Here is a 25,549-nt window from a genome sequence, read left to right as displayed (position 1 = left end):
CACTACTAGTATAGAAAAACACTTCATAATCAGCCGCTGACAATCCATTGAGGATGATTGGTACAAACTGATTCAAATTAAATGTTGAATTAGGTTCACAAATGGATGATTGTTCAATGGAAGGTGTAATTAATGAAATTTCTGGTAAAGCGCTGATCTCATAATTGATTATTCGAGGAAAGCCACAATAATCAGTGTAATTACAGGATATAACCTCATTTGAAGTTATGGTATAGTTTGCTATATTTGTGTTAGAAGTGTTATTAGACCAAACATAATTACTACCTAAATTAGGTGCATTCAAAATTATTGAATTGCCTACACATCCAGTAATATTTGTTATATCATTAGGAAATCGAACAATATGATTATTATTATACGCCCCTGTTGAAGCACTAAGCGACCAGAATAAATTGTTTTCACCAGAAAAAATATTTGTAATATGATTTCCAGTGGAACTAGCTCTTAAATTGTTATTGATGTATAATTCTAATTTTTGCTGAGTTAAACTTATATAATACCATTTAATTTTTACATAATAGAAATTACCATCTTCGATATTGTTACAAGACGGCAGAAAGCAAATAGGATTATTTTGCAAGTCCATTATCAACTGAGAGTTTAACAGCGAACTATTTTTATAAATTCCTATGTGGTCGTAAATAATATCATTTGGGAATCCATTATCATAAGTATCAAATTTAATAACTATCATATTTTCATTCGATGGTAGTCCTAGAGAACTACCAACGCCTAAACTTGGAACACATAGTTTAGAGATGAAAAAAGCAATACCATCAGCTCCGTTTGAATCATTTATACCAAAGTTTAAGTCGAATTGTATTTCAAAATTAGTAGTTAAATTAATGGGAAATAAATTTGAAATCATTCCTGCTTGACTATTTAGATTAGGAGTGATAAGATATTCAGGAGGGGAATTAGTTATTAATGAAGCATTTCCTTGTATATTAAAAGATTGAGCATTTAAGACATTAAACATTAAAGAAATAATAAAAAAAAAAATAGTTAACAAGGAGCTTTTAGAAATTAAATTAATATTAATTAAACTTTGTTCAATAGTTGCAATTTTTGCCAAAGCATCCACTTCTTTTTTGCGTTCCATTTCGATTACTTTTTCGGGCGCACCTGCCACAAATTTTTCATTCGATAATTTTCCTTGTACGGATTTCAAGAAACCTTTGGTGTAATTTAACTCTTCAGTCAACTTAGCCATTTCTTCTTCTACATTGATATTTCCAGTTATTGGAATAAAATATTCATTGGATTTCACACGGAAAGACAACGCACCATCCACTTTATCTGTAACATAATTTAAGGCACTGATATTTCCTAATTTGCTAACAATTGCATCAAAATAAGTCGAAGCTTTGTCGTTATTCACCACCTTCAATTCAATCGTATCTTTGAACGGAATGTTTTTGTCTTTACGAATCGTTCTAATTCCCGAAATTACTTCGATAGTGTTATCAAAATCTGCAATCAAACTGGCATTAAACGGTTTTATTTCTGGCCAAGTGGAAACAATCAAGGCTTCTTCTTTTGTTCTTTCAGTTAATAATTGCCAAATTTCTTCGGTTAAGAACGGCATGAACGGGTGTAACAATTTCAAGTTATTTTCCAACATTTCGATGGCTTTCGCCAAAGTTACGCTGTCAATTGGTTGTTGGTATGCTGGTTTAATCATTTCCAAAAACCAAGAACAGAAATCGTCCCAAACCAATTTATAAATGCCCATTAAAGCATCAGAAATTCTGTATTTTTCAAAATTATCTTCAATCTCTACAAGGGTTTGTTGCAATTTAGCTTCATACCACTCAATCGCTACTTTTGACGATTCTGGTTGCGGAATAGAATCTGACACTTCCCAACCTTTAATCAATTTGAACGCATTCCAAATTTTATTGGTAAACGCTTTTCCTTGGTTACACAATTCTTCGTCAAACATAATGTCGTTTCCTGCCGAAGCACTCAACAGCAAGCCCACACGAACACCATCAGCACCAAATTTATCTATCAAATCCAAAGGATCAGGAGAATTTCCTAATGATTTAGACATTTTACGTCTTTGTTTGTCACGAACCAAACCTGTTAAATACACATTCGTAAACGGTTTTTTACCCGTGTATTCATAACCCGCAATAATCATTCGCGCTACCCAGAAGAACAAAATATCTGGTCCAGTAACCAAATCATTCGTTGGATAATAGTAGTTAAAATCTTTGTTTTCAGGATCCATTATCCCTCCAAAAACCGCCATTGGCCATAGCCAAGAAGAAAACCAAGTATCTAAAGCATCCACATCCTGCTTCAAGTCGGCAGTGGTCAGTGCTGAGTTTGCAGTTTTGGCTTGTGCCAATTTCAAAGCTTCTTCAATGGTTTCAGCAACAACAAAATCTTCTTTTCCGTCGCCATAATAATAGGCTGGTATCTGTTGTCCCCACCACAATTGTCGTGAAATATTCCAATCGCGAATATTATTCAGCCAATGTGCGTAGGTATTATCAAAACGTTTTGGATGCAATTTAATTTCGCCCTCTTCCAAAACGGCTTTGATGGCTGGTTTTACCAAATCTTCCATTTTCAAAAACCATTGGTCTGACAAACGAGGCTCAATTACTGCCTTAGTTCGTTCTGAAGTACCTACTTTATTTAAGTGTGTTTCCGTTTTAGCCAAAGCCCCAACTGTTTCTAATTCTTTGGCAATCGCCTCACGAACCACAAAACGATCTTGACTTTGGTAATGCAAACCAAAACTATTTAAAGTCGCATCTTCATTGAAAATGTCGATGATTTCTAAATTATGTTTCTCACCTAAGGTCTTGTCGTTCATATCGTGAGCAGGGGTCACTTTCAAACAACCAGTACCAAATACCATATCTACATATTCGTCTTCAATAATTGGAATAATTCTACCACAAATTGGCACAATCGCTTTTTTACCTTTCAAATGAGAAAAACGTTCGTCGTTCGGGTTAATACAAATGGCTGTATCTCCAAAAATAGTTTCCGGACGTGTCGTTGCAATAGTAAGGTATTCTTCTGCCCCCTCTCCTTCGGGTAGGGCTGGGGAGGAGTTGATTTTATATTTAAGGAAATACAATTTCCCTTGTTGTTCTTCATAAATCACTTCTTCGTCAGACAAAGTCGTTTTCGCTTCTGGATCCCAGTTTACCATTCGGTAGCCTCGATAAATTAATCCTTTGTTGTACAAATCAACAAACGAACGAATTACAGAAGCCGACATATCTGGATCCATCGTAAATTTAGTACGTTCCCAATCACAAGAAGCACCCAGTTTTTTCAATTGGTCCAAAATTACCCCGCCATATTTGTCTGTCCATTCCCAAGCGTGTGATAAAAATTCTTCACGAGTCAAATCATTTTTATTGATTCCTTCCGCTTTTAGTTTCGCAACCACTTTTGCTTCGGTAGCAATAGAGGCATGATCTGTTCCTGGTACCCAACACGCATTCAATCCTTTCAAACGGGCTCTACGAATCAAAACATCTTGAATGGTATTGTTCAACATGTGTCCCATGTGCAACACCCCAGTAACATTGGGTGGTGGAATTACAATTGTATAAGGCGTTCTGTGGTCAGGTTCTGAATGAAAGTAGTTATTTTTCATCCAGTAATCATACCATTTTTGTTCAATAGTCTTGGCGTCGAATTGTGCAGGAATTGTCATTTGTAATAAATTTGTATTTTAGATTTGAATATTCTAATAACGTTGGTTTGTATTTATTTATTATGATTTGATCATTTTAATAAAGAGGCAAAAGTAACTATAAGTTAGCTATAAAAAAAGTAAAATAAAGTTTTGTGCATTGAAATTAAAAAACTAATTTTACAATAATAAATTTAAAACTTTAAGAAATGAAAAAATTAATATTGCTGTTGGTATTATTTTTAGAAAGTATGGTTTTTGCACAATCAGGAGCTAAAATTGTATTTAAAGATACAGATAATACCATTGATTATGGCACAGTTTCAAAAGACACTGATGACGGTGTTCGGAGTTTTGAATTTACCAATTTAGGTAATGAACCCTTAATTATTACTAATGTTCAATCATCATGTGGGTGTACTGTACCATCTAAACCAGATGGGCCAATATTGCCAGGTAAAACGGGTAAAATTACGGTTAAGTACAACATGAATCCGGGGGTTATTAGAAAATCAATTACTGTTGAAACAAATGCTTCAAATTATGAAGGAGGTATTGTAAAATTAACTATTAAAGGCGAAGTCATTGTAAAAAATGAAGTGAGTCCGTTGGAGAAGAAAAAATCGATGCTTGAAAAATAGCGAATAATCTTAATATGTTGATTGTTTTGCGTTAGGGATAGTAGTGGAAATCCTTTTAGAAGCCCCCCAGCCCCCAAAAAGGGAGTGTTATATTGCACGAATATAGTTTCTGTATGTGGTTATCAAAAGAGATTATTTCACAATATGATATTTCTATTGGAGTTCAATGAACGTTGTTTGCAACGGATAGCCCGACCCTTGAGGAACGCCCAAAGCACTAAAGATTAGATGAGCTGTTTTTTTTTGATTATAGTTAAAAATAATAATTTTTTATTAAAAGGCGAAAAAACATGAAAGCATTTCGGTAAGAAATGCTTTTTTGTTGTGAAATTCAAAAAAATTAAAACAGCCAATACTTTAAGTGTTTAAAAAGTAAGTAATTAAAAAATTATTTTTAAATTCGCAAACGAATAATAAACTAAAAAAACGATGATTTATAACGAATAATTGGAAATTGATTTCAATTATATTAGTTATAAAATTCAATTTTTGAATTGAAATTAACCATTAAAAAAAAACATTTATGAAATACGATGTAATAGTATTAGGAAGTGGACCTGGAGGATATGTAACGGCCATTAGAGCCTCGCAATTGGGTTTTAAGGTAGCCGTTGTAGAAAAAGAAAATCTTGGAGGAGTTTGTTTAAACTGGGGTTGTATTCCTACAAAAGCATTGTTAAAGTCGGCACAAGTTTTTGATTATTTGAAACACGCAGCTGATTATGGATTAACGGTTTCATCATTTGACAAAGATTTTGGTGCTGTTGTAAAACGCAGTCGATCGGTAGCAGAAGGAATGAGTAAAGGTGTTCAATTTTTAATGAAAAAAAATAAAATTGACGTAATTGAGGGCTTTGGCAAACTTAAACCAGGCAAATCAATAGAAGTTACATCAAAAGAGGGGAATTTGGCTACATATCAAGCAGATCATATTATTATTGCAACAGGCGCTCGATCTAGAGAGTTGCCTAATTTGCCACAAGATGGTCAGAAAGTTATTGGTTACAGACAAGCGATGACACTAGAAAAACAACCAAAATCTATGATTATTGTTGGCTCTGGAGCTATTGGAATTGAGTTTGCTCATTTTTATAATGCTATGGGTACCGATGTAACCATTGTAGAATTTATGCCGAATATTGTTCCTGTTGAAGACGAAGATATTTCTAAACAAATGGAACGCTCTATGAAAAAAGCAGGTGTGAAAATCATGACCAATTCGGCCGTTGATAGAATAGATACGACAGGAAATGGGGTAAAAGCATTTGTAAAAACTGCAAAAGGCGAAGAGGTATTAGAGGCAGAGCTATTGCTATCGGCAGTTGGTATAAAAACCAATATAGAAAATATAGGTTTAGAAGAAGTAGGAATTGCGACCGATAAAGATAAAATATTAGTAAACGATTTCGGACAAACAAATGTGCCTGGATATTATGCCATTGGCGATGTTACGCCAGGACAAGCGTTGGCACACGTGGCCTCTGCGGAAGGTATAAATTGTGTAGAAAAAATTGCTGGTTTGCATGTAGAGCCTATAGATTATGGCAACGTGCCAGGTTGTACGTATGCTACACCCGAAATTGCTTCTGTTGGTTTAACCGAAAAAGCAGCTAAAGAAAAGGGATATGAATTAAAAATTGGGAAATTTCCATTTTCTGCATCAGGAAAAGCAAAAGCATCGGGCAATGCAGATGGTTTTGTTAAAGTAATTTTTGATGCAAAATATGGCGAATGGTTGGGCTGCCACATGATTGGTGCTGGAGTAACCGACATGATTGCAGAGGCAGTGGTGGCACGAAAATTAGAAACTACTGGACATGAAATTCTTAAAGCCATTCATCCTCACCCAACCATGAGCGAAGCTGTTATGGAGGCTGTTGCCGATGCTTATGGCGAAGTTATTCATTTGTAATGAATTGTTTATAGAAAATAAAAAACCGTTTTTGAATAAAAAACGGTTTTTTTTTAATCGGTAAGTACTATTTCTTTTTTAGAATTTATTTTAACAATAAAAAAAGGTTTACAAATTACAACAACTTTACTTCTTGATGGTATTTCTTTGATTTTGATTACAATATTTTGTTCGGTTTCCTGAACACTTTCAAATTTTATTTTGTACCCTTTATGTTCTTTTTCGCCTAAATTGATCAGAATATAATTTGCTTTTTCAATATCAGTTGAATGGACTTTTTTCTTCAAATTTGGGTCGTTTAAAAGCATTTTAAATTCTTTGGCATTGGTAACCATTTCATAAAATTTAAAATGATTTCCACCCTCATCAGCTTCATACAACACTTCGTATAACACTTTGTTTGCCACCGTATTTTTATGTGATGAACAAGCCAAAACGGATATTAAAACAACGATATAACAGATTTTTTTCATATAATTATAATTGATGAAATTGGTAAAAAAAACTAACCATCTTAAATTTATTTATGGCTTTTTATTTGTTTTGAAAGGGCTTTTTGATATAAATTTTCATATAATGGTACAATTTTCAATATATCAAATCGTTTGGCTACTTCCAAAGCATTATTTTTAAATTGTTTTAAAATTTCGGGGTTCGATACTATCTTTAGAGCGTTTTCGGCCATGGCTTCTACAGCACCAACGGGGCTTAAATATCCAGAATAACCTTCGATATTTACTTCACGAAGGCCGCCCGAATTACTCGAAACAACAGGTACTCCACACGACATGGCTTCTAGGGCTGCTAAGCCAAAACTTTCTGTTTCTGACGGGAGTAAAAATAAATCTGACAAACATAAAATTCGGTCTATTTCGTTACTATTACCAAAGAAAATTACTTTTTCTGTAATGCCAAGCGTTCTACATAAATCTTCGGCTTTTTCTTTTTCAGGTCCATCTCCAACCATCAACAACTTTGCAGGAATTTGTTTTTGAATGTGATAAAAAATCATAACCACATCAGGTATTCTTTTTACTTTTCTAAAATTACTGATGTGCGAAATAATGACTTCATTTTTATTTGCAACCAAACTTCTTTGACAAGGTATAGACTTATCGCTAGCGTCTTTTTCAATTTCAATAAAATTTGGTACAACATGTATGTCGTTGGTAATTTCAAAAAATTGTAAAGTATCTGATTTTAAACTTTCAGAAACAGAGGTTACGATGTCTGATTTATTGATACTAAAAGTTACGGCTGGTTTATAATGTGGATGATTGCCAACTAGGGTAATATCTGTGCCATGCAACGTTGTAACCATCGGTATATCAATGCCTTCGTCTTTGAGCATTTGTTTAGCCATATATCCTGCATAAGCATGTGGAATGGCATAATGCACGTGTAAAACTTCGATGTCATACAATTTGACCATATCTACCAATTTGCTCGACAAAGCCAATTCATAAGGTTGATAATGAAACAAAGGATATTCTGGAACATTTACTTCATGATAATGTACGTTTGGGTTTAATAACGCTAAACGTACAGGCTGCCTGTAGGTAATAAAATGTATTTCATGACCTTTTTTGGCTAATGCCAATCCAAGTTCCGTAGCAACAACGCCACTTCCGCCAAAAGTTGGATAACATACTATTGCTATTTTCATGATAAATTTGTTCTAAAATATTAATTATAAATTGATTCTTGAATGATTTTTTGTATATTTTCTCGAATATTTTCTTTTGATAATTTATTTGGAGCATTTGAGTCTGGATATGTTCTATTGGATACAAAAATATATATTGTTTCCGTTTTTGGGTCGGCCCATGCCATAATGCCCGTAAATCCGGTATGTCCAAAACTCATATCTGAAACACAACCACACGTTGGTCCCTCGTTGCCCAATTGTTTGTCAAATCCTAAAGCCCTTCTGTTGCCTTCTGAACAAAAATAACAGGTATTGAACGCATCAAACGTATCTTCAGAAAAATAAGTTATGCCTCCATAATGTCCTTTTTGCAAATACAATTGCATCATTTTGGCAACATCCATGGCGTTTGAAAACAGGCCTGCATGTCCAGAAACACCACCTTCCATGGCGGCTGCCATGTCATGTACATAGCCTTGAACCAATTGATGTCTAAAATAATTGTCGTTTTCCGTTGGTATAATAACAGATTTATCAAAATGATTCAATGGGTTGAAAGTCGTATAATTCATTCCCATCGTTTGATAAAATTGTGCTTCAACTAATTGGTCTAATGATTTTGCCGTCATGCGTTCTACATATTCTTTTAATAAAATGAATGTAAAATCACTATATTTGTATTTTTTTTCAGACAACAATGGGCTGTCTATAATTTGTTTGATGATGGTATCGTGGTAATCATTTCTGATAAATAAATTTTGTGCCACTTGTTTTGTAAATCCTTCTTTGGATTCTTTTGAATAATATTTTTCAGATGGAAAAGAAAGACTGTCTAATGTTTTTTTATAAAAAGGGATCCACGCTTGTAATTTGCCATAATGTGAAAGTAATTCTTTGAAAGTAATATTGCCTTTGTTTGATTGCTCTAAAATGGGTAACATATCACCTAATGTAGTGTTTAAATTCACTTTGTTTTTGTCATATAATTGCATCACATTAGGCAAAGTAGCCACAATTTTAGTTACAGATGCTATGTCGTAAAGGTCTGAATTAGAGACTTTTACTTTGCTCTCATACGTCGGGTTTCCAAATGATTTTTGATACACCACTTTGCCTTTTCTTGCCACCAATATTTGCATGCCCGGTGTAATTTTCGATTCAATAGCTTTTTGGGCCATTTTATCTATTTCGGCTAGTTTGAGGCTATTCATCCCAACATTTTCTGGTACTGAAAAACCCAATCGATCAATTTTTTTGGTACTCAATCCATCGCCTTCTTTAAAATGGGGCAATATGGATACAGGTAACTTGCCTTTTGCTTCTAACGCTCCAAAAATAAGTTGGGCCGAAATTTCTTGTGCCATGTCGGCATTTTGATAGGATACAATCAAACCTTTCAAAAGGTCAAGATTGGGAATTTGCAATAAAGAATAAGGTCTTGTAAATACATCCAAAATTACTTTATTGTTTTTGGCTAATTCTTGTATCCATTGTACTTCTGTTTCGGTAAAATCTTGTTTGGCCCACACTTTGTTAGATTTATGAAAACCAACAATTACTACATCAAACGATTGTAATTTAATGTTTAAACTGTCTATATTTTTGTCTGAAACTTCGGTTATTTCGGTGTATTTTTTTAGGGTATTTAAAAAAACAGTTGCATTATCATCACCTAATTTTACAAAAGCAATTTTTTGCTTTGCAATATCTTTGATGGGTAATATTTCCGATTCATTTTTTAATAATGTTACCGCATTTTCAAACAATTCATATTGCAACGCATCACATTCTGGTTTGTTTAAATCTTTTACAAGTTGGGTTTTGTCAATTGGTTTCAAGTTGTTTAACCCAGATTTGTATTTGTATTTTAATATTTTCTTTACAGAATAAGACAACCTGTCTTCGGAAATGATACTTTCTGCGTAGGCTTTTTTCAATTTCTCGATAGACAAAGGTACATTTTCTGAATAAAGCAACACATCGTTTCCTGCCAAAAAGGCTTCTAAATCTATTTCGCCAGGCGACTTGAAATTACTTGCCGCTTTCATATTGAGTGCGTCTGTAAATACAAGTCCTTTAAAACCCAACTCTCCTTTTAATACATTTGTAATGATATTGTATGAAATAGAAGACGGATAATTAGGTCTTGATTCTAAACTTGGCACATTCAAATGGGCAACCATTACAGATTCTAACCCTTCTTTGAACATTTTTTTGTAAGGATAAAATTCTACATCAAAAAGTCTGTCTTTAGAAAAATTGACAATGGGCAAACCTTTGTGCGAATCGGTTTCAGTATCGCCATGTCCAGGAAAATGCTTGCCTGTGGCAAAAACACCTTTAGAATGCATGCCTTTCATCAATGCAATGGCATGTTCGGTTACTTTGTGTTTGTTTTCTCCAAATGATCGAAAACCAATTATAGGATTTTTCGGATTGGTATTGATGTCTAATACTGGAGCAAAGTTAAATTGAATGTTCATTCTTTTGCATTGATCGGCCATTAAAGCCCCCGTTTTTTCTATCAATTTCAAATTTTGAACCGCTCCCAATGTCATATTGGTAGGAAATCTGTAGGTAGAATCCAATCGCATATTCAAACCCCATTCGGCATCATTGCCAATAAACAAAGGCACTTTTGATTTGGATTGGTATTTATTGGTTAAATTGGCTTGTCTCATAGGCCCTCCCTGAAAAAAAATCAATCCACCAATTTTATAATTTGTAATTAATTTTGAAATATCGCTGATATGCTCCGCATCCTTATTGGACCATGTAGCTACCATAAAAAGTTGCCCAAATTTTTCATCTAAACTCAATTGATTGTAAATACTATCAACCCATTTTTTTTGGTTGGGCATGTCATATTCCTCTTCAGTTGGCACAAATTTTGGAATTTCGTGTGCTACCAAATCTGCCGGATTGTTTGATGTAATAGGGGTAGGGCTTACGTTTTTTTTAGTAGCACAGTTGTAAACTAAAAAAAGACCCAAGCCTATAAGTAATATTTTAAAATTAATTTTTTTCATTTTGATGCTTTAAAAAAATCTACTGTGCCAGCTTTCTGATGCTGGTACTTCCCAAGATTCATTGAATTCTAATATGGTGTTTACTAAATTGTTAAATACAATGGTATTTGCTGTTACGGCTTTGTCTTTTGCCATTTTTTTGAAATCAATTAATGATTTATGGGCAAAATGTTCACCATTTTTGAATGTTACATTCATTTTGTCTAGCAAATCTATTTGGTATTTTGTTTCTAAACTTTGTATAAAACCAACCGAAGCGTCTATCGAACAGCCTGTTGCATTTTGAACTTCTTGATTTACAGCAATAATGATGAACCTGTTGTATTTGATTTGATAAGAAGATGCCAATCCAGCACCATGAGCCGACCATTGATTGAGAAAATTTTGTAAAGCAATTTCTATTTCAGAAACTTCCATGTCGGTCAATTTTCTATTCGATGGATAAATCCATATTTTAGATTCTTCTGGTAAATTTTCAAAAGGAATGTACATTTTTATTATATTTTTTCTAAATAAGTTAGGACTTTAAAATATCTAAAGTCTTTGATTTTTGGGTCATAAAATTCAAATTCGCTATAATCGACTTTGATTTTATCATTTTTTTTAATTTTGTTTTCACGAAACAAATGAGCTGTATCAAAATAATCCAACAACAACAATTGATGGATTTTGTTTTTATTGTCTTTGAATACAAAGGTTGTAAATTGCTCTGTTTTAATTTCTAACAAAGTACCCGCTGTAAGATTGGATTTTGTTTCTTCGGTGGCACTTTTTGGCTTGTTATCTGCTTCTTCTGATGCTGTTTCTCCTAATTTAAGAATAATATCAGGACAATAATTGAACATTTTAATGGCAACTTGCTCACCAATTTTTCTTAATCCTTCTTGGTCATTAAAGCTAACTCTGTCTTTTGGGTCAATTTTATCCTCTATATTTTGATATTTTTCAATAATACAAACCCCAATAGCCATTTTGAGGTTGTCTTCAGATTTTGATGTGCTATTCAGATTTTTGTCTTTTAAGCAAGCACAAGACTGTTTGGCAATACTGTCTAATATTGTAGGACTAATTTGCGAGTGTGCAATAAAAGTATATAAAAAAAGTATTGTTATAAATTTTATTTTCATAATATTGGGTGCAATTGATATAAAAAACCAATATTCAAAAAATGATATTTCAGTTTTGAATATTGGCTCTATATTGATGAATAAAGTTACAAATCATTGGCATTTGCTATTAATTCGGCTATATCCATAATTTTAACTTCGTTTTCTTTTTCTTTGTTTTTTATTCCGTCTGTTAGCATAGTATTACAAAAAGGACAACCCGCTGCAATAATATCTGGTTGGGTTTCTAGGGCGTCTTCTGTTCGCTCAATATTGATTTCTTTTGTGCCTTTTTCGGCATCTTTAAACATTTGAGCACCTCCTGCACCACAACACAATCCGTTTGCTTTTGAGCGTTTCATTTCTACCAATTCGGCATCTAATTTTTGTATTAAGTCCCTTGGAGCTTCATATATATTGTTTGCCCGACCCAAATAACAAGGGTCGTGAAATGTAATTTTTTTGCCTTTAAAAGTACCTCCCTGAATGGTTAGTCGGCCTGTATCTAACAATGATTTTAAAAATTCTGTATGATGAATCACTTCATATTGCCCACCCAGTTGGGGGTATTCATTTTTTAGGGTATTGAAACAATGTGGGCAAGCGGTTACTATTTTTTTGGCTTCATAAGCATTTAATACTTCAATATTCATTAAGGCTTGCATTTGAAATGCAAATTCGTTACCGGCTCTTTTGGCTGGGTCGCCTGTACAACTTTCTTCTGTTCCAAGTACTGCAAAACTTACTTGTGTTTGGTTGAGAATTTTTACAAAAGCTTTGGTAATTTTTTTGGCTCTATCATCAAAACTGCCTGCACAACCTACCCAAAATAATACTTCAGGTTGTTTGTTTTCAGCTAGCATTTCGGCCATTGTTGGCACTATTAATTTTTCAGACATGATATTTTGATTTTTATGTTATGCAAATGAAATTCAAAAATGTAGTACCCATTTGCGACTAAATTCTAAATAAAACAGCAAATTCGATTAACATTTTTTGTGCGTTCCCCAAGGGTCGGGCTATCCGTTTCAATCTTTTTTGGTAATCATTTCAGCTGGAACGCATTGCTAAACACCAACATCCATCAACTATTAACCAATTACCAAAAAAGGATTTCCACTACTATCTCTAACGCAAAATACTGCAAATAATAGACTATAGCCCAATTGGCAGGTTTATTCATGTTGTCCGTCGTCGAATACTTGGATGGTTACTTCTTTGTCTATCAAATCGGTAAATTTTCCTCTGTATCGGGTGGCTTTTACTAAGTGATTGTCTATCCAGTGGTAGTTGCCTCCACGTGGTTTGCCCATTACCATGCCATGGTATTTAAAGCCGTGTTTGTTGAGCCATTCTTCTGTTACTTCTCGGTGTGCTTCTGTTCTGGAAGTAAAAAAGAAGATGATGTGTCCTTCGTCATACCATTTGTTGAGGGTGATAAGGGCATCTGGATACAGCTCGGCTGTTGCCATTCGCTCTGGTTCTTCGTTTGGAATGTCGTCGCAAATGGTGCCGTCTATGTCGATTAAATAATTTTTTACTCCGTTTGCCAATACGGGGCTAATAGTTTGTCCATTTTCTGTGGCTGCTACTAAATTTTTATCTAAATCTTGTGTACTCATGTTGTTGTTTGTTTGATATTTGACTTTTGTTGTTGTTTTTTGTTTGTTGTTGTTTGCGTGAGGGATAGTAGCGGCATCCTTTTCTTTTTTTTCTTTAAAAAAAGAAAAGATATAGCGAATAGCCCGACCCTTGTGGGCACGCCCAAATGTTACTCATTTTTCCAATTTAATCGGTCTTGTTGGTTGTATGGCCACGGGGCTCCATTGTTTTCGATGTTGGTCATCATGGCGTTTAATGACATGGGTGCGGCACTTTGTTCCATAACGAGGTAGCGACGCATGTCGATAATGATGGAAAGTGGGCTAATGTTTACGGGGCACTCTTCTACACAAGCGTTGCAGCTGGTGCAGGCCCAAAGTTCTTCGGGGGTTATGTAGTCGTGCAGCAGTGATTTGTTGTCTGGTATGAAAATGCCTTTGTTGGCATCGATATTTTTGCCTACTTCTTCTAGTCGGTCTCGGGTGTCCATCATTATTTTTCGGGGCGAAAGTAATTTGCCTGTTTGATTGGCTGGACAAGACGAGGTGCATCGGCCACATTCTGTGCAGGTGTAGGCATTTAGGAGTTGTACCCAATGGAGGTCTTGTACGTCTGAGGCTCCAAATTTTGTTGGAGTAGTGTTTTCGGGAGCTGTTGCATAAGGATTGGCATTGGGATCCATCATCAATTTGACTTCTGTTGTTACAGATTCTAAATTGTTGAGTTGGCCTTTTGGATTCAAATCGGCAAAATAGGTGTTTGGAAATGCCAATAAGATGTGTAAATGCTTAGATTTGTATAAATAATTTAGAAAAATAAGGATGCCAATAATGTGTAGCCACCAACATGTTTTTTCGATCATCATGACAAGGCTTTCGTTCATTCCGTTGAAAAGGGGTTCTATATATTGCGAAATTGGAAAAGCTCCTGCTGGATGGTAATGACCAAAATGGAGCAGTTGCAAATGATAATCGGCTGCGTTCATACAAAGGAATAGCGACATGAGTACCATTTCAAAGTATAAGATATAGTTGGCATCGGACTTGGACCAGCCTTCTAAATCGTTGTTAGATAATCTGTTTATTTTCAGAATGTTACGTCTAATCCAGAAAATAATAACGCCAATCAGTACTAAAAAGGCCAATATTTCGAAAGAGGCTATTAGAAAATTATACAAAATGCCTAAACCCGAAAAAGCACGGTGAGTGCCTAAAAGTCCGTCGGTAATGATTTCGAGTACTTCAATATTGATGATTATAAATCCTAAATAAATTATGATGTGCAATAGTCCAGCAACAGGACGTTTGGTCATTTTGGATTGTCCTAATGCAATGAGTGCCATGTTTTTCCATCGTTCGGACGCATGATCGGTTCTGTCGATGTGTTGTCCTAGTTTGATGTTTCGGATGATTTTTTTGATATTGCCAATAAAATAACCAATCCCCATAGTAAGGATTATTGCAAAAAATATATTATCTAAGTAATTCATGGTTTATTTTTTTTGAATGGTATCAATTGTTGGAGCGATATATGGTTTGTTTTTTTTGCCAAATAAGGAAACATTTACATATCGAGTAGGGTAAAGTCTTACGTCTTGTAAAAGAAGTTCTAGTTCTTTTGAGGTTTTGGCTAAATTGTTGTACATAGCATCGTCGTTGAGCATTTTGCCCATGCTGCCTTTGCCAGCTTGCAAGTTGTTCATGATTTTATTGACACTAACCAAGGTTTGCTCTAAATTTTTAACTGTTTTGCCTATATTGGCATGGCTCAACGAATCGGAAATTTTAGTAAAATCGCCCGAAACTTTGTGAAAATTGGTTACAATGCCATTCATTTTACTTTTGTTATCGGCAAGCATTCCGTTTACTTGTGTAGAAGCGGTATGAAATTCTGCAAGTGTTTTATTGAGATTGGACAAACTCGCTTTGATGTCTTGTTGTGCTTTTTGGTCTAAAACCTGGTTCATGTTTTGCAACATTACATTGGCATTGTCTAGCAAGGTTTCTATTTTGGTTTTTAAAGGTGCCATTTGTGCAGCAAGGGCTTCGGCCATACCCAATTTGCTGTTTGATTTTAAAAAAGCCCCGTTTTCTGCCAGTGTTTTTTCTGATTTGTTTGGAATAAGGGCAATTTGTTTGCCACCAATGGGACTTGGTGCATATATTTCGGCAACGGTAGATGGGGTAATGTGGAACTCCTCTTTTACTTGAAGTTCGACAATATTTTGCCAATTTTCGTCGAGTTTTATACCAATTACTTTGCCAACAACTCTTCCGTTTATGGTAATTGGAGAGGACACAACAAGTCCTTCTACGTTATCGTATTTCACAAAAAATGTATTGTAGCTCGTAAATAAATCTTTTCCTTTAAGGAAACTATACCCCCAAATAAATAATAATATAGAGGCTATAACGAGTATTGCGGTTTTGATTTCTCTTGTAATTTTCAATGTCTTAAATTTTGAACAAAAATAAAATAAAATTTCTAATTAACAGCACTAACTTGACAAAAGCATTAAAATTTATATTTTTTTACCGTTTTTAAAGGTTACAATAAAGGCAGATTTGAAGCCTTTCTTCTTGGCTTGTTGTAATAAATTTTTGCAGGTTATACTGTCTGGAGTGGCACCATAATAATATTTATAAAGCTTGTTTTCGAGCAAATAGGATACTTTTTGTAGTCCTTTAAAATTTTGTGGCAGGGTGTCTAATTTAATTGGCGATGCCGAAATTTGTACTTTATATATAGTGCCACTATTGGCGGGATTGTTTAGTATTGGGCTATTGGGTGTTGTTACTTTTGGTGTGTCTTTTTTAATGTCGTTAGTTTCCTTTTTTTTTTCGGTAATTTCTTCTTCGGTAGATTCAAAATATTCTCTTTTATATCTTAAAATGGCGTTGGCTATGGCTTGTGCTATTTCGGCTTGTCCTTCATCCGAATCTAAATATCGGCCTTCTACTTTATTGGATATAAACCCCATTTCTATCAATACTCTGGGCATAGCGGCTTTGTGAAGTACCATATAAGGGGCTTGTTTGACTCCTTTGTCCCCACGTAATTTTTTGCCTATTTTATAAAATTCATGTTCAATTTTGCTGGCCAATGAAATGCTTGTTTCTAAATACTCTTCTTGCATGAGCGTAAGGCCAATCATGGATTCGGGCGAATTGGGATTGTAACCTTTGTATTTTTGTTTGTAATCTTTTTCGAGGGTTATTACTTCATTTTCGGCTTTTGCCACTGCCAAGCTCGATTCGTTTTTAGTCATCCCCATCACATAGGTTTCTGTGCCGTCTGCCGTTTGATTGACATTGGCATTGCAATGTATAGACACAAAAATATTGGCATCGCTTTTATTGGCTATATTGGCTCGTTCTAATAAATCTATAAAAACATCGGTTTTTCGAGTGTAATTTACTGCTACATCGGACTGTTTTTCAAGTATTTGGCCTAATTTTAGCGCTACTGCCAAAGCAATGTTTTTTTCGACATGTCCATGGTAATTGGCACCAAAATCCTTGCCTCCATGACCTGCATCTAGGGTAACTTTAAATTTTGATTGACCAAATACAATGGGACAAACCAATGCAAAAACTACTAAAAACCAATTCTTTACCTTGAATTTATAGTTATTATTCATAAAAAAGTTAATTTTAATATAAACGATTTGTTATTAAATTTAATAAATGACTATTTTTGACGAAAATTAATCTGTAAATTTGTCCAATCAATTTCAATGCCAAATTTTACAAAAATAGTATTTATAACATTGCGAACAAACTTATTTTATATCGTTTTACTGACTTTTTTATTTGCAGCAAATAATTCTTATTTATATTCGCAAGATGTAAATAAGAAGACGGTTGTTGTACCCATCAAAGCACAAAAAGACACTACATTTGTGGGCCTTAGCACGCTATCCAAAAAAAATGATACGGTTAAAAACCAAAATGGAAAGGTCAAAAAACCTTTGATTGAATCCAAAATTAGATATACGGCTGTTGATTATGTAAAAATGAATCAAAAAACCAAAACAGTTACCCTGTACAATAAAGCCGAATTGTATTATCAAGACATTGAATTGAAATCTGGTATTATTGTGTTGAATAATGATAAAAGCGAAGTATATGCAGGAAGAATTAAAGATTCTACGGGTAAATACACGCAATTACCTGTTTTTAAACAAGGCAGCAACGTTATTGAGCCTGATTCGATTCGTTTTAATTTTAAAACCAAAAAAGCACTTATTTGGAACTCACGTACTGAACAAGATGAATTTAAAGTAAAAGCCGAAATTACCAAAAGGGTTAACGATTCGGTATATTTTATGAAAAAAGCCCGATTTACTACTGCAAAAGATTTGGAACACCCTGATTATTATTTTCAAACGTATAGGGTAAAATTTGTCCCTGGCAAAAAAGTTGTAACAGGATTGACAAACCTTGTAATTGCTGATGTTCCAACGCCTTTGGCTTTGCCGTTTGCTTATTTCCCTTTATCCAAAGAAACACGAACTTCGGGTATCATTATGCCTATTTTTGCAGACAATTCTCAAAGAGGTTATTCGTTGCAAAATGGAGGTTATTATTTTGCTTTGAGTGATAATTATGATTTGGCAGTACTTGGCGACTACTATACCAATGGTGGTTATGCCCTCCGATTTGAATCTTCGTATGCCAAAAGATATCGTTTTAGAGGAAATTTTAGTTTGCGATTCGAAAATTTAATCAACAGCGAAAGAGGCTTGCCCGATTATTCCAAAACAAATAATTACAACATCAACTGGTCCCATAGCAAGGATTCAAAATCAAGTCCCAATTCGAGTTTTACAGCATCTGTTAATATGGGTAGTAGTAAATTCTTTCAAAATACATATAATCAGAACTATGCTGGTTCTAGGCTAAATAATACTTTAAGTTCATCTATATCATACACCAAAAGATTTAATAGTGTACCACAAGTTAATTTGGCAGTGGCAGCAACACAATCACAAAACACTCAAAATCAACAAATTAATTTATCTTTACCCAACCTAACATTAAATGTAGATCGGGTTTACCCTTTTGCTCCAAAAGACGGCCTTAAAAAAGGATTCATAAAAAATATCAACCTACAATATAGCCTTGCTGGCCGAAATGATATTGCTACAACAGACTCGTTATTTTTGAAAAAAGCCATGTTTGATGATGCAAAAGTGGGGATGCAGCATACGATTCCTATCAGTACCAATTTTAAAATATTCAAGTATTTTAGTGCCTCTACCAATTTGAATTATAACGAGGTATGGGGCATCAAAACGATTAAAAGAAATTTTGATAGCAATCTAAATAGTGTAATAACAAGTAATGTTAACGGATTTGATGCTTTTAGAACTTATTCGTTTTCTACCAGTTTGGGTACAACCATTTATGGAACATTTAATTTTGGCGAAAATAAAAAAATAAAATCCATCAGACATGTTGTTCGGCCATCTATTTCATATAGCTATACCCCAAGTTTTGCAAAATATTATGACACCTATGCTACAGATGCCAGTGGAACCATCCGAAAAGATTACACCCGATTTGAAAACAGTATTTTTGGTACTCCAGGCAAAACCATGTCAAATAACATAGGTTTTAGTTTGAGTAATACTTTTGAAGCCAAAGTAAGAGACAATGACACTACTAAAGTGGAACCCAAAAAAATCATGTTGATTAATAATTTGAACTTATCAACAAGTTATGATATTACGGCAGATTCATTAAAATTAGCCCCTTTGCGAATTAGTGGCGGTACTCAATTGCTCAATAATAAAATGAATATTAATTTTGGCACCACCCTCAATCCGTATGCTTTAAATAATAAAGGGCAAATGATTAACAAATGGAATATCAATAATGGAGGTAGTTTGTTAAGAATGACCAGTGCCAATATGACCATGAATTATTCTATAGCAAGCAGCAGCAAAGAGGATAAAAAGAAGAAAGAAAAAGACAATGTAAATGCTCAAAATGGAGGCAGAACAGACGATTTGTTTGGACGTAATATGGATTTGAGCAACCAACGTCAAAGTTTATTTGATAAAGAAGATGATGAATCAGATCAAAAAGATACTGGATTTTTCAATACTAAAATTACTTGGGACTTAACCATGGCTTACTCTTTAACCTATTCAAACACTGCCCGTGAAGATCAAATTTCGGGCAATTCGTTGATGGTTTCGGGCAATATTTCGTTGACTCCCAAATGGAAAATGGGGGTTTCAACGGGCTATGATTTTGTTCAAAAAGGGGTAACTTATACCAATTTTAGAATGGAACGAGATTTGGACAGTTGGCGCATGAGTTTTAATTGGATTCCTTTTGGAACTTATACCTCATGGGGCTTTTTTATTGGGATCAAGTCGTCTATTTTGAAAGACATCAAATGGGAGAAAAATAAAATTCCAGACCGAGTATTGCGTTAAAAATTAAAAATTATATCACATGAAAAAAGTAATCATCACAGAGCAAGCTCCAGCTCCAATTGGACCTTATAATCAAGCTATTTTAAGCGGTAACACCCTTTATGCTTCAGGACAAATTGCATTGGATCCTAAAACCATGCAAGTTGTTGAAGGTACCATTCAAGAGGAAACCCAACAAGTTATGGAAAACATGAAAGCCGTTTTGGCCGCTGCCGAAATGACGTTTGATCATGTAGTAAAATCAACTATTTTTATTACTGATATGCAACAATTTACAGCAATAAATGAAGTATATGGCACCTATTTTGACGAAAAAACAGCTCCAGCCAGAGAAACCGTTCAAGTAGCTGGACTACCAAGAGGAGTACGTGTAGAAATTTCAATGATTGCAGTAAAGTAATGCTATATTTATGATATTAATGGGCTATATTCTAATTTTGTTCAGCAAATTAGAGCGGTCCTTTTTGGGCGTTCCCCAAGGGTAGGGCTATCTGTTTCAAACAACGTTCATTGAACTCCAAAAGAAATATATTTTTGTGGAATATTTTTTTTTTGATCATCACATTCAGAAACGATTTCGTGCAAAATAACGTACCCCTTTTGGGGGCTGGGGGGGGCTTCTAAAAGGATTTCCATTGCTATCCCTATCGCAAAATACGGTTAATATAAGCATCCCGCATTTTAAATTTAACATCATTCGGTAATTATTTTTTTTCATACAAATAAATGAAATCTGTGTGAAATAATCATTTGTAAAACTATATTTTATGCAAGAATGTATTTCAGTATTTGACATGCTCAAAATAGGTGTTGGACCTTCTAGTTCTCATACACTTGGCCCTTGGCGAGCAGCCGAACGATTTTTGAATGAATTGCAACAGCAACAAATTTTAGATAAGGTGCAGCATATTGACATTGATTTATATGGATCTTTGTCGCTAACAGGCAAAGGACATGCCACCGATTTTGCTATTATTTTAGGATTAAGTGGTCAGAATCCAGAGTATATGCCTATTGAAAATATTACTTCCATTATCGATGCCGTAAAAAACGACAAGGTGTTATGGCTCAATAATCAATACCAATTGGACTTTTGTTTTGAGAAAGATATTATTTTTAATAAAAATTTCTTATCTTTTCATGCCAATGGATTAAAATTTAGTGCAACCTTGATTGATAACCAACGTTATGAGGCTGTATTTTATAGTATTGGAGGCGGCTTTGTTGTAAAAGAAGAAAGATTGAATGCAAAATTAAAAAGCCAAATCAAATGTGCCTTTCCATTTCCAATACAAAAAGCGTCAGAATTATTACAATATACTATCGATCAGAATAAAAAAATTTCTGAAATAGTTTATGAAAACGAAAAATCTATGCGAGCAACATCTGAAATTGATTCGGAGTTGATGCGAATATGGCATACGATGTTGGAGTGTATGTATGTAGGGTGCCATACCGAAGGTATTTTGCCAGGCGGTCTTCATGTTCGCAGACGGGCATTTGACATGCATCAAAATTTAATAGGCTTATCCAATTACAATAACCCACAAGAATGGCTCGAACAAATTAGATGTACAGAAGTCAAATTCAGACAAATTCTAAAATGGGTAAGCTGTTTTGCCTTAGCGGTAAATGAAGTCAATGCCTCATTAGGTCGGGTGGTTACAGCACCAACCAATGGAAGTGCAGGCGTCATTCCAGCGGTATTGATGTACTATTTGGTCATAGAAAACCATCAGGCAGGCGAGGAAGCCATCAAACAATTTTTATTAGTTGCAGGCGAAATAGGAAGTATTTTCAAAAAAGGAGCTACCATTTCGGCAGCAATGGGAGGTTGTCAGGCAGAAATTGGGGTGTCTTCGGCCATGGCGGCGGCGGCTTTGTGCGAATTGATGGGGGGCTCACCTGCACAAGTATTGATGGCTGCCGAAATAGCCATGGAACATCATTTGGGTTTAACCTGCGACCCTATTGGCGGCTTGGTTCAAATTCCGTGTATAGAACGCAATACCATGGGAGCCATAAAAGCCATTAACGCGGCAGAACTCGCCTTAGAAACAGATGCAAAAAATGCAAAAGTTCCTTTGGATAAAGTAATTGATACGTTGTGGCAAACCGCACAAGATATGAATGCTAAATACAAAGAAACTTCTGAAGGTGGATTGGCCATAGCCGTTAATGTAGCCGATTGTTAACCTTTTTATTCTATTCTAGGCCATCTACATAATTTTGTAAATAGGCAAAGCGAGGGGTTAATTGGCCATTTTCGGTCATTTTAGCCCGTTCTAAAATGCCATCTTGATCCCCATTAAAAAAGGCTGGAATGACATGTTCCATAAACATTTGCCCAAATCCTTCACTGGCATCTTTTGGCAACTCGCACGGCAAATTGTCCACTGCCATTACTACTATGGCTGCTGGATGAAAATAATCAACTTCTTGATGGGTAGAAGGTAAATAGCCATAAATAGGATCTTCTATGGTAGAGGCTCGTAGTGTACAAGCTATGGGATCTGCAATATCACAAGACACATCGGCAACTACTTTTATTTTACAATCTGGTGCATTCAACTGCTTTTGTGTCAAAATTTTAGGGGCGTCATTGGCATAAAAATGACCAGAAATATAAATATCTGAAACCTTTGTAAATTTTTCAAAATCGGATTCATACTCTTTTGGATTTTGGTAAAAATCCTTATAATTCAATAGCTGTCCGTCTTTTCGTTTGTTGTAATCCAAAACATCTATTTGAGTAAACACGGGTGTGGCATATATTTTTTTTAGAAAATCATCTGCGGATACTTGCTTTATTTTCATGCCAACCAAAATTTCTTTGATTCCCATGCCCACTTTGCCAGTTCCTGTTACTACTATTTTGATAGGAGGAAGGGTTGGTCTTTTCAATCTACTAATAAGTTCGTCTTTTGATTGTAAACTTGAAGCTTTTGGCAATTGAAACAACTCAAATTTGATTCCAAATGCCCTAAAAGCGTTGTAAGCCCCAACAATTCCTGCATATCTACCAAAACCTATTAATCGTTTATAGTCTGCATCAACAATGGTTTCATGGTCTAATAAAGTGATATTTTTGTCTAAAATAGCTTTTAGTAAGGCTCTGTTGTAAGGCTGTTTCTTGATAGTATGCGAAAAAAAGAAGTATTTTTTGTTAGGAATCAAAGCTTCAATAGGCACTTCTTTTACACCAAACAACACATCACAATCAGACAAGTCATCTACTACTTCAAAGCCTTTTTCTATATAAGACTCGTCTGAAAATACTCTAATGTCAGATTTTTCAATTTTTATTTCAGATTCTTTAAATTGTTCTTTAAAACTAACCAAGGCTTCTGGCGAAAAAACGACTCTTCTGTCTGGCGGGTTTTTACGCTCTTTTATAATTCCAAATTTCATTTTTATTAATTTAACATTTAATATTATTATTGTTACAAATATAACATTTTAAAAACATATATCATAAATTTATTTTATTTTTAAAAGGTTAATTATCAAATCATTAAAAAAAAACCATTTCTAATTCTAAAAAAAACTTTTGCCACCCAAAATGTTTATTATATTTGTTTTTTGAAAGCACAAAAATAATGAAAATAATCAAGTCAATCACGTATATCTCCATCCTTTCTATGGGTCTATTTTCTTGTCAAAAATCGACACAAAAGGCATTACCCACTGTTCAAAAAATCAAAACAAAAACGGGTTCTTTTTTAGAAATGCAACCCAACCCATTGGCAGACTTGCCTAAACTTTCAAATACTGATTTGCAATCAAAGCAGCAGCTGATTTTTGATTTTTATAATAAAAATTGGAAAAACAACATGAATGGCAGCTTTTTAGTTGCTCAAAATGGTCAGATTATTTTTGAAAAATATGATGGTTTTGCTGATTATGAATTACAAAAAAGCATAACTCCACAAACGCCCTTGCACATTGCATCGGTGTCAAAGGTATTAACAGCTACCTTGATTCTTAAATTGATTGATCAAAAAAAATTGGCCCTTGATCAAAAAGTGAATACCCTTTTCAATTTATTTCCTTATCCAGAAATAACCATCAAAACGCTTTTAAATCACAGGTCTGGATTAAGAAATTATGCCTATTTTACGGCCGAAAAAGGCATTTGGGACAAGCATAAAATACTAACCAACCAAGATATTTTAGATATTTTAATCCATAAAAATATCCAATTGGAGTTTCCAACAGACAGCCGTTTTAGTTATTGCAACACCAATTATGCCTTATTGGCTTTGGTCATCGAAAAAATTACAGGTTTAACTTATGCCGATGCCATGAACAAAATGCTATTCAAACCATTACAAATGAAAAATACGTATGTATTTGATTATCAGAAAGATAAAGATACAGCTACACCATCATATAAAGGAAATTTTAGAAAAGTTGGTTTGGATTATTTAGATGGAATTTATGGAGATAAAAATATTTTTTCTACACCTAGAGATTTATTACAATTGGATTTGGCCCGCCGAAGCCCTAATTTTGTACATCAAAATTTGCAAGAAGCCATTTATAGAGGGTACAGTTATGAAAATCGTGGAGCCAAAAATTATGGTTTAGGTATCAGGATGATAGAGTGGACAACGGGCGAAACCCCTTTTTATTTTCATAATGGATGGTGGCATGGAAGCACGTCTTCATTTATAACATTAGGCAAAGAAAACGTAACCATCATTTCATTGTCAAATAAATTCAATCATGAAACATATAAAGTGAAATATATAGCCACTTATTTTGGTGATTATCCTTTTAAAATAAAAGATAGTTTGGAATAAAAAAAAATTGTATATTTGCAGCAATTCAAATGGGGTCGACTGGTTTTGACAGCAAGTCGAATTGAACAGTAAGCAGGTCGAGAACTGAAGTAATTCTCGTAAATAAAAGGCTTCAAACATTTTACACGGCGAAGGAAACTACGCTCTTGCTGCATAATCTGAATCATAGTAAGATTAGCCTCGTCCTACAAGGTAGGAAAGCAGGATTCTCCTCAAAGGCTTTGGTTTATAGCATTTGATCCAGGGGAATCGTAAAGATAAACCTAGATTACCGTTTGTTTCGCACGGTTTTCGAAAATTAAGAAACTAAGTGTTTTGTGGTTGTTTCTGACCTAGCTCAACATCGAAAATTCAATCAGAAAATAAGCCTGTAGAAAGCTCTTTAGTTGCTTGTTTGGACCCGAGTTCGACTCTCGGCGACTCCACAAAAAAAAACGCAAATATCTTATTTTTAGATAGTTGCGTTTTTTTTATACTTCAATTTCTTTTTTTTGATGAAAAGTATCTAATACCAAATATATTTATAAAATAGCCCAAAGATGCGTAGTTATTTTTTAGAAAAAATTTTCAAGAAAAATCGTTGCATAGCTGGGCTACGGAACTATTTTTTTTGAATAATTTTAGCAAAAATGAACAAGTATATTGGACTATTTTATATGTGTATTTGGTA

The 25,549-nt window shown here is 34.3% G+C and carries 18 protein-coding genes, 1 other RNA gene and 1 pseudogene; 7 read left to right on the top strand and 13 right to left on the bottom strand.

Annotated elements, in window-relative coordinates:
* Together B0A58_RS16850 and B0A58_RS11900 are read right to left on the bottom strand one after the other, a co-directional pair.
* Window positions 1-1,000: L-type lectin-domain containing protein (locus tag B0A58_RS16850; protein WP_243389494.1), on the bottom strand; the 1,000-nt coding region annotated here is incomplete at its 3' end.
* A 54-nt stretch (window positions 1,001-1,054) separates the two neighbouring features.
* Window positions 1,055-3,709: pseudogene (locus B0A58_RS11900) on the bottom strand (valine--tRNA ligase); the annotation flags it as partial.
* A 188-nt stretch (window positions 3,710-3,897) separates the two neighbouring features.
* On the opposite strand from B0A58_RS11900, the gene B0A58_RS11895 reads away from it, so the two are divergent.
* On the top strand, window positions 3,898-4,329 hold the full coding sequence (locus B0A58_RS11895; protein WP_014083708.1) for a DUF1573 domain-containing protein: 432 nt from the start codon (window positions 3,898-3,900) through the stop codon (window positions 4,327-4,329).
* 523 nt (window positions 4,330-4,852) lie between these two features.
* The gene (gene lpdA / locus B0A58_RS11890; protein ID WP_089081241.1) at window positions 4,853-6,241 is read left to right on the top strand and encodes a dihydrolipoyl dehydrogenase; all 1,389 of its coding nucleotides are present in this window, start codon (window positions 4,853-4,855) and stop codon (window positions 6,239-6,241) included.
* Between the two features lie 53 nt (window positions 6,242-6,294).
* Here lpdA and B0A58_RS11885 read toward each other — a convergent pair whose 3' ends face one another.
* The 10 genes from B0A58_RS11885 to B0A58_RS11840 all read right to left on the bottom strand — a co-directional run bounded on the left by B0A58_RS11885 (window position 6,295) and on the right by B0A58_RS11840 (window position 17,266).
* Window positions 6,295-6,714: a protease complex subunit PrcB family protein gene (locus tag B0A58_RS11885; protein WP_089081240.1), complete on the bottom strand. Its 420-nt coding sequence runs from the start codon at window positions 6,712-6,714 to the stop codon at window positions 6,295-6,297.
* A gap of 47 nt (window positions 6,715-6,761) precedes the next feature.
* Window positions 6,762-7,907, bottom strand: coding sequence for an N-acetyl-alpha-D-glucosaminyl L-malate synthase BshA (gene bshA / locus B0A58_RS11880; RefSeq protein ID WP_089081239.1), 1,146 nt, complete (start codon window positions 7,905-7,907; stop codon window positions 6,762-6,764).
* Window positions 7,908-7,927: 20 nt separating this feature from the next.
* Window positions 7,928-10,918, bottom strand: a complete 2,991-nt coding sequence (locus B0A58_RS11875; protein WP_089081238.1) for a glycoside hydrolase family 3 N-terminal domain-containing protein — start codon at window positions 10,916-10,918, stop codon at window positions 7,928-7,930.
* A 9-nt stretch (window positions 10,919-10,927) separates the two neighbouring features.
* Entirely contained in the window at window positions 10,928-11,410 is a 483-nt protein-coding gene (locus B0A58_RS11870; RefSeq protein ID WP_089081237.1) for an ABC transporter ATPase, read from the bottom strand.
* A gap of 5 nt (window positions 11,411-11,415) precedes the next feature.
* Window positions 11,416-12,045 carry a hypothetical protein gene (locus B0A58_RS11865; RefSeq protein ID WP_089081236.1) on the bottom strand — a complete coding sequence of 210 codons (630 nt, stop codon included), beginning with the start codon at window positions 12,043-12,045 and terminating at the stop codon, window positions 11,416-11,418.
* Between the two features lie 86 nt (window positions 12,046-12,131).
* Window positions 12,132-12,923 (bottom strand): (Fe-S)-binding protein, encoded by a 792-nt coding sequence (locus B0A58_RS11860; RefSeq protein WP_014083715.1) that lies wholly within the window; start codon window positions 12,921-12,923, stop codon window positions 12,132-12,134.
* Window positions 12,924-13,199: 276 nt separating this feature from the next.
* Window positions 13,200-13,646 (bottom strand): LNS2 domain-containing protein, encoded by a 447-nt coding sequence (locus B0A58_RS11855; RefSeq protein ID WP_014083716.1) that lies wholly within the window; start codon window positions 13,644-13,646, stop codon window positions 13,200-13,202.
* Between the two features lie 149 nt (window positions 13,647-13,795).
* Window positions 13,796-15,115: a (Fe-S)-binding protein gene (locus B0A58_RS11850; protein WP_089081235.1), complete on the bottom strand. Its 1,320-nt coding sequence runs from the start codon at window positions 15,113-15,115 to the stop codon at window positions 13,796-13,798.
* Between the two features lie 3 nt (window positions 15,116-15,118).
* Window positions 15,119-16,075, bottom strand: a complete 957-nt coding sequence (locus tag B0A58_RS11845) for an MlaD family protein (RefSeq protein ID WP_014083718.1) — start codon at window positions 16,073-16,075, stop codon at window positions 15,119-15,121.
* Window positions 16,076-16,147: 72 nt separating this feature from the next.
* Window positions 16,148-17,266 carry an N-acetylmuramoyl-L-alanine amidase family protein gene (locus tag B0A58_RS11840; RefSeq protein WP_089081234.1) on the bottom strand — a complete coding sequence of 373 codons (1,119 nt, stop codon included), beginning with the start codon at window positions 17,264-17,266 and terminating at the stop codon, window positions 16,148-16,150.
* A gap of 96 nt (window positions 17,267-17,362) precedes the next feature.
* On the opposite strand from B0A58_RS11840, the gene B0A58_RS11835 reads away from it, so the two are divergent.
* The 3 genes from B0A58_RS11835 (at window position 17,363) to B0A58_RS11825 (ending at window position 22,269) form a co-directional block, all read left to right on the top strand.
* Window positions 17,363-20,074 carry a putative LPS assembly protein LptD gene (locus tag B0A58_RS11835; RefSeq protein WP_089081233.1) on the top strand — a complete coding sequence of 904 codons (2,712 nt, stop codon included), beginning with the start codon at window positions 17,363-17,365 and terminating at the stop codon, window positions 20,072-20,074.
* A 19-nt stretch (window positions 20,075-20,093) separates the two neighbouring features.
* On the top strand, window positions 20,094-20,474 hold the full coding sequence (locus B0A58_RS11830) for a RidA family protein (protein WP_089081232.1): 381 nt from the start codon (window positions 20,094-20,096) through the stop codon (window positions 20,472-20,474).
* Window positions 20,475-20,841: 367 nt separating this feature from the next.
* The gene (locus tag B0A58_RS11825; RefSeq protein WP_089081231.1) at window positions 20,842-22,269 is read left to right on the top strand and encodes an L-serine ammonia-lyase; all 1,428 of its coding nucleotides are present in this window, start codon (window positions 20,842-20,844) and stop codon (window positions 22,267-22,269) included.
* A 10-nt stretch (window positions 22,270-22,279) separates the two neighbouring features.
* Here B0A58_RS11825 and B0A58_RS11820 read toward each other — a convergent pair whose 3' ends face one another.
* Window positions 22,280-23,485, bottom strand: a complete 1,206-nt coding sequence (locus B0A58_RS11820) for an NAD(P)-dependent oxidoreductase (protein WP_089081230.1) — start codon at window positions 23,483-23,485, stop codon at window positions 22,280-22,282.
* A gap of 188 nt (window positions 23,486-23,673) precedes the next feature.
* Between B0A58_RS11820 and B0A58_RS11815 the strand changes: the two genes are divergently transcribed.
* Both B0A58_RS11815 and ssrA read left to right on the top strand, forming a co-directional pair.
* Complete coding sequence (locus tag B0A58_RS11815) at window positions 23,674-24,879, top strand: serine hydrolase domain-containing protein (RefSeq protein ID WP_089081242.1); 1,206 nt, start codon at window positions 23,674-23,676, stop codon at window positions 24,877-24,879.
* A 31-nt stretch (window positions 24,880-24,910) separates the two neighbouring features.
* Window positions 24,911-25,307, top strand: a transfer-messenger RNA (tmRNA) gene (gene ssrA / locus B0A58_RS11810).
* Window positions 25,308-25,549: the final 242 nt, after the last annotated feature.

Origin of the sequence: Flavobacterium branchiophilum NBRC 15030 = ATCC 35035 (assembly GCF_002217205.1) — a bacterium.
GTDB classification, from domain to species: Bacteria; Bacteroidota; Bacteroidia; order Flavobacteriales; family Flavobacteriaceae; genus Flavobacterium; species Flavobacterium branchiophilum.
This window is presented reverse-complemented; position numbering and strand designations above follow the sequence as displayed.

What these genes read in the sequence shown, in the direction of transcription:
- B0A58_RS11855 (WP_014083716.1), bottom strand. Translation starts at nt 13,646, where the DNA reads ATGAGTACACAAGATTTAGATAAAAATTTAGTAGCAGCCACAGAAAAT.
- B0A58_RS11895 (WP_014083708.1), top strand. Translation starts at nt 3,898, where the DNA reads ATGAAAAAATTAATATTGCTGTTGGTATTATTTTTAGAAAGTATGGTT.
- B0A58_RS11830 (WP_089081232.1), top strand. Translation starts at nt 20,094, where the DNA reads ATGAAAAAAGTAATCATCACAGAGCAAGCTCCAGCTCCAATTGGACCT.
- B0A58_RS11875 (WP_089081238.1), bottom strand. Translation starts at nt 10,918, where the DNA reads ATGAAAAAAATTAATTTTAAAATATTACTTATAGGCTTGGGTCTTTTT.
- bshA (WP_089081239.1), bottom strand. Translation starts at nt 7,907, where the DNA reads ATGAAAATAGCAATAGTATGTTATCCAACTTTTGGCGGAAGTGGCGTT.
- B0A58_RS11870 (WP_089081237.1), bottom strand. Translation starts at nt 11,410, where the DNA reads ATGTACATTCCTTTTGAAAATTTACCAGAAGAATCTAAAATATGGATT.
- B0A58_RS11860 (WP_014083715.1), bottom strand. Translation starts at nt 12,923, where the DNA reads ATGTCTGAAAAATTAATAGTGCCAACAATGGCCGAAATGCTAGCTGAA.
- B0A58_RS11820 (WP_089081230.1), bottom strand. Translation starts at nt 23,485, where the DNA reads ATGAAATTTGGAATTATAAAAGAGCGTAAAAACCCGCCAGACAGAAGA.
- B0A58_RS11825 (WP_089081231.1), top strand. Translation starts at nt 20,842, where the DNA reads ATGCAAGAATGTATTTCAGTATTTGACATGCTCAAAATAGGTGTTGGA.
- B0A58_RS11865 (WP_089081236.1), bottom strand. Translation starts at nt 12,045, where the DNA reads ATGAAAATAAAATTTATAACAATACTTTTTTTATATACTTTTATTGCA.
- B0A58_RS11815 (WP_089081242.1), top strand. Translation starts at nt 23,674, where the DNA reads ATGAAAATAATCAAGTCAATCACGTATATCTCCATCCTTTCTATGGGT.
- B0A58_RS11885 (WP_089081240.1), bottom strand. Translation starts at nt 6,714, where the DNA reads ATGAAAAAAATCTGTTATATCGTTGTTTTAATATCCGTTTTGGCTTGT.
- B0A58_RS11840 (WP_089081234.1), bottom strand. Translation starts at nt 17,266, where the DNA reads ATGAATAATAACTATAAATTCAAGGTAAAGAATTGGTTTTTAGTAGTT.
- lpdA (WP_089081241.1), top strand. Translation starts at nt 4,853, where the DNA reads ATGAAATACGATGTAATAGTATTAGGAAGTGGACCTGGAGGATATGTA.
- B0A58_RS11850 (WP_089081235.1), bottom strand. Translation starts at nt 15,115, where the DNA reads ATGAATTACTTAGATAATATATTTTTTGCAATAATCCTTACTATGGGG.
- B0A58_RS11835 (WP_089081233.1), top strand. Translation starts at nt 17,363, where the DNA reads ATGCCAAATTTTACAAAAATAGTATTTATAACATTGCGAACAAACTTA.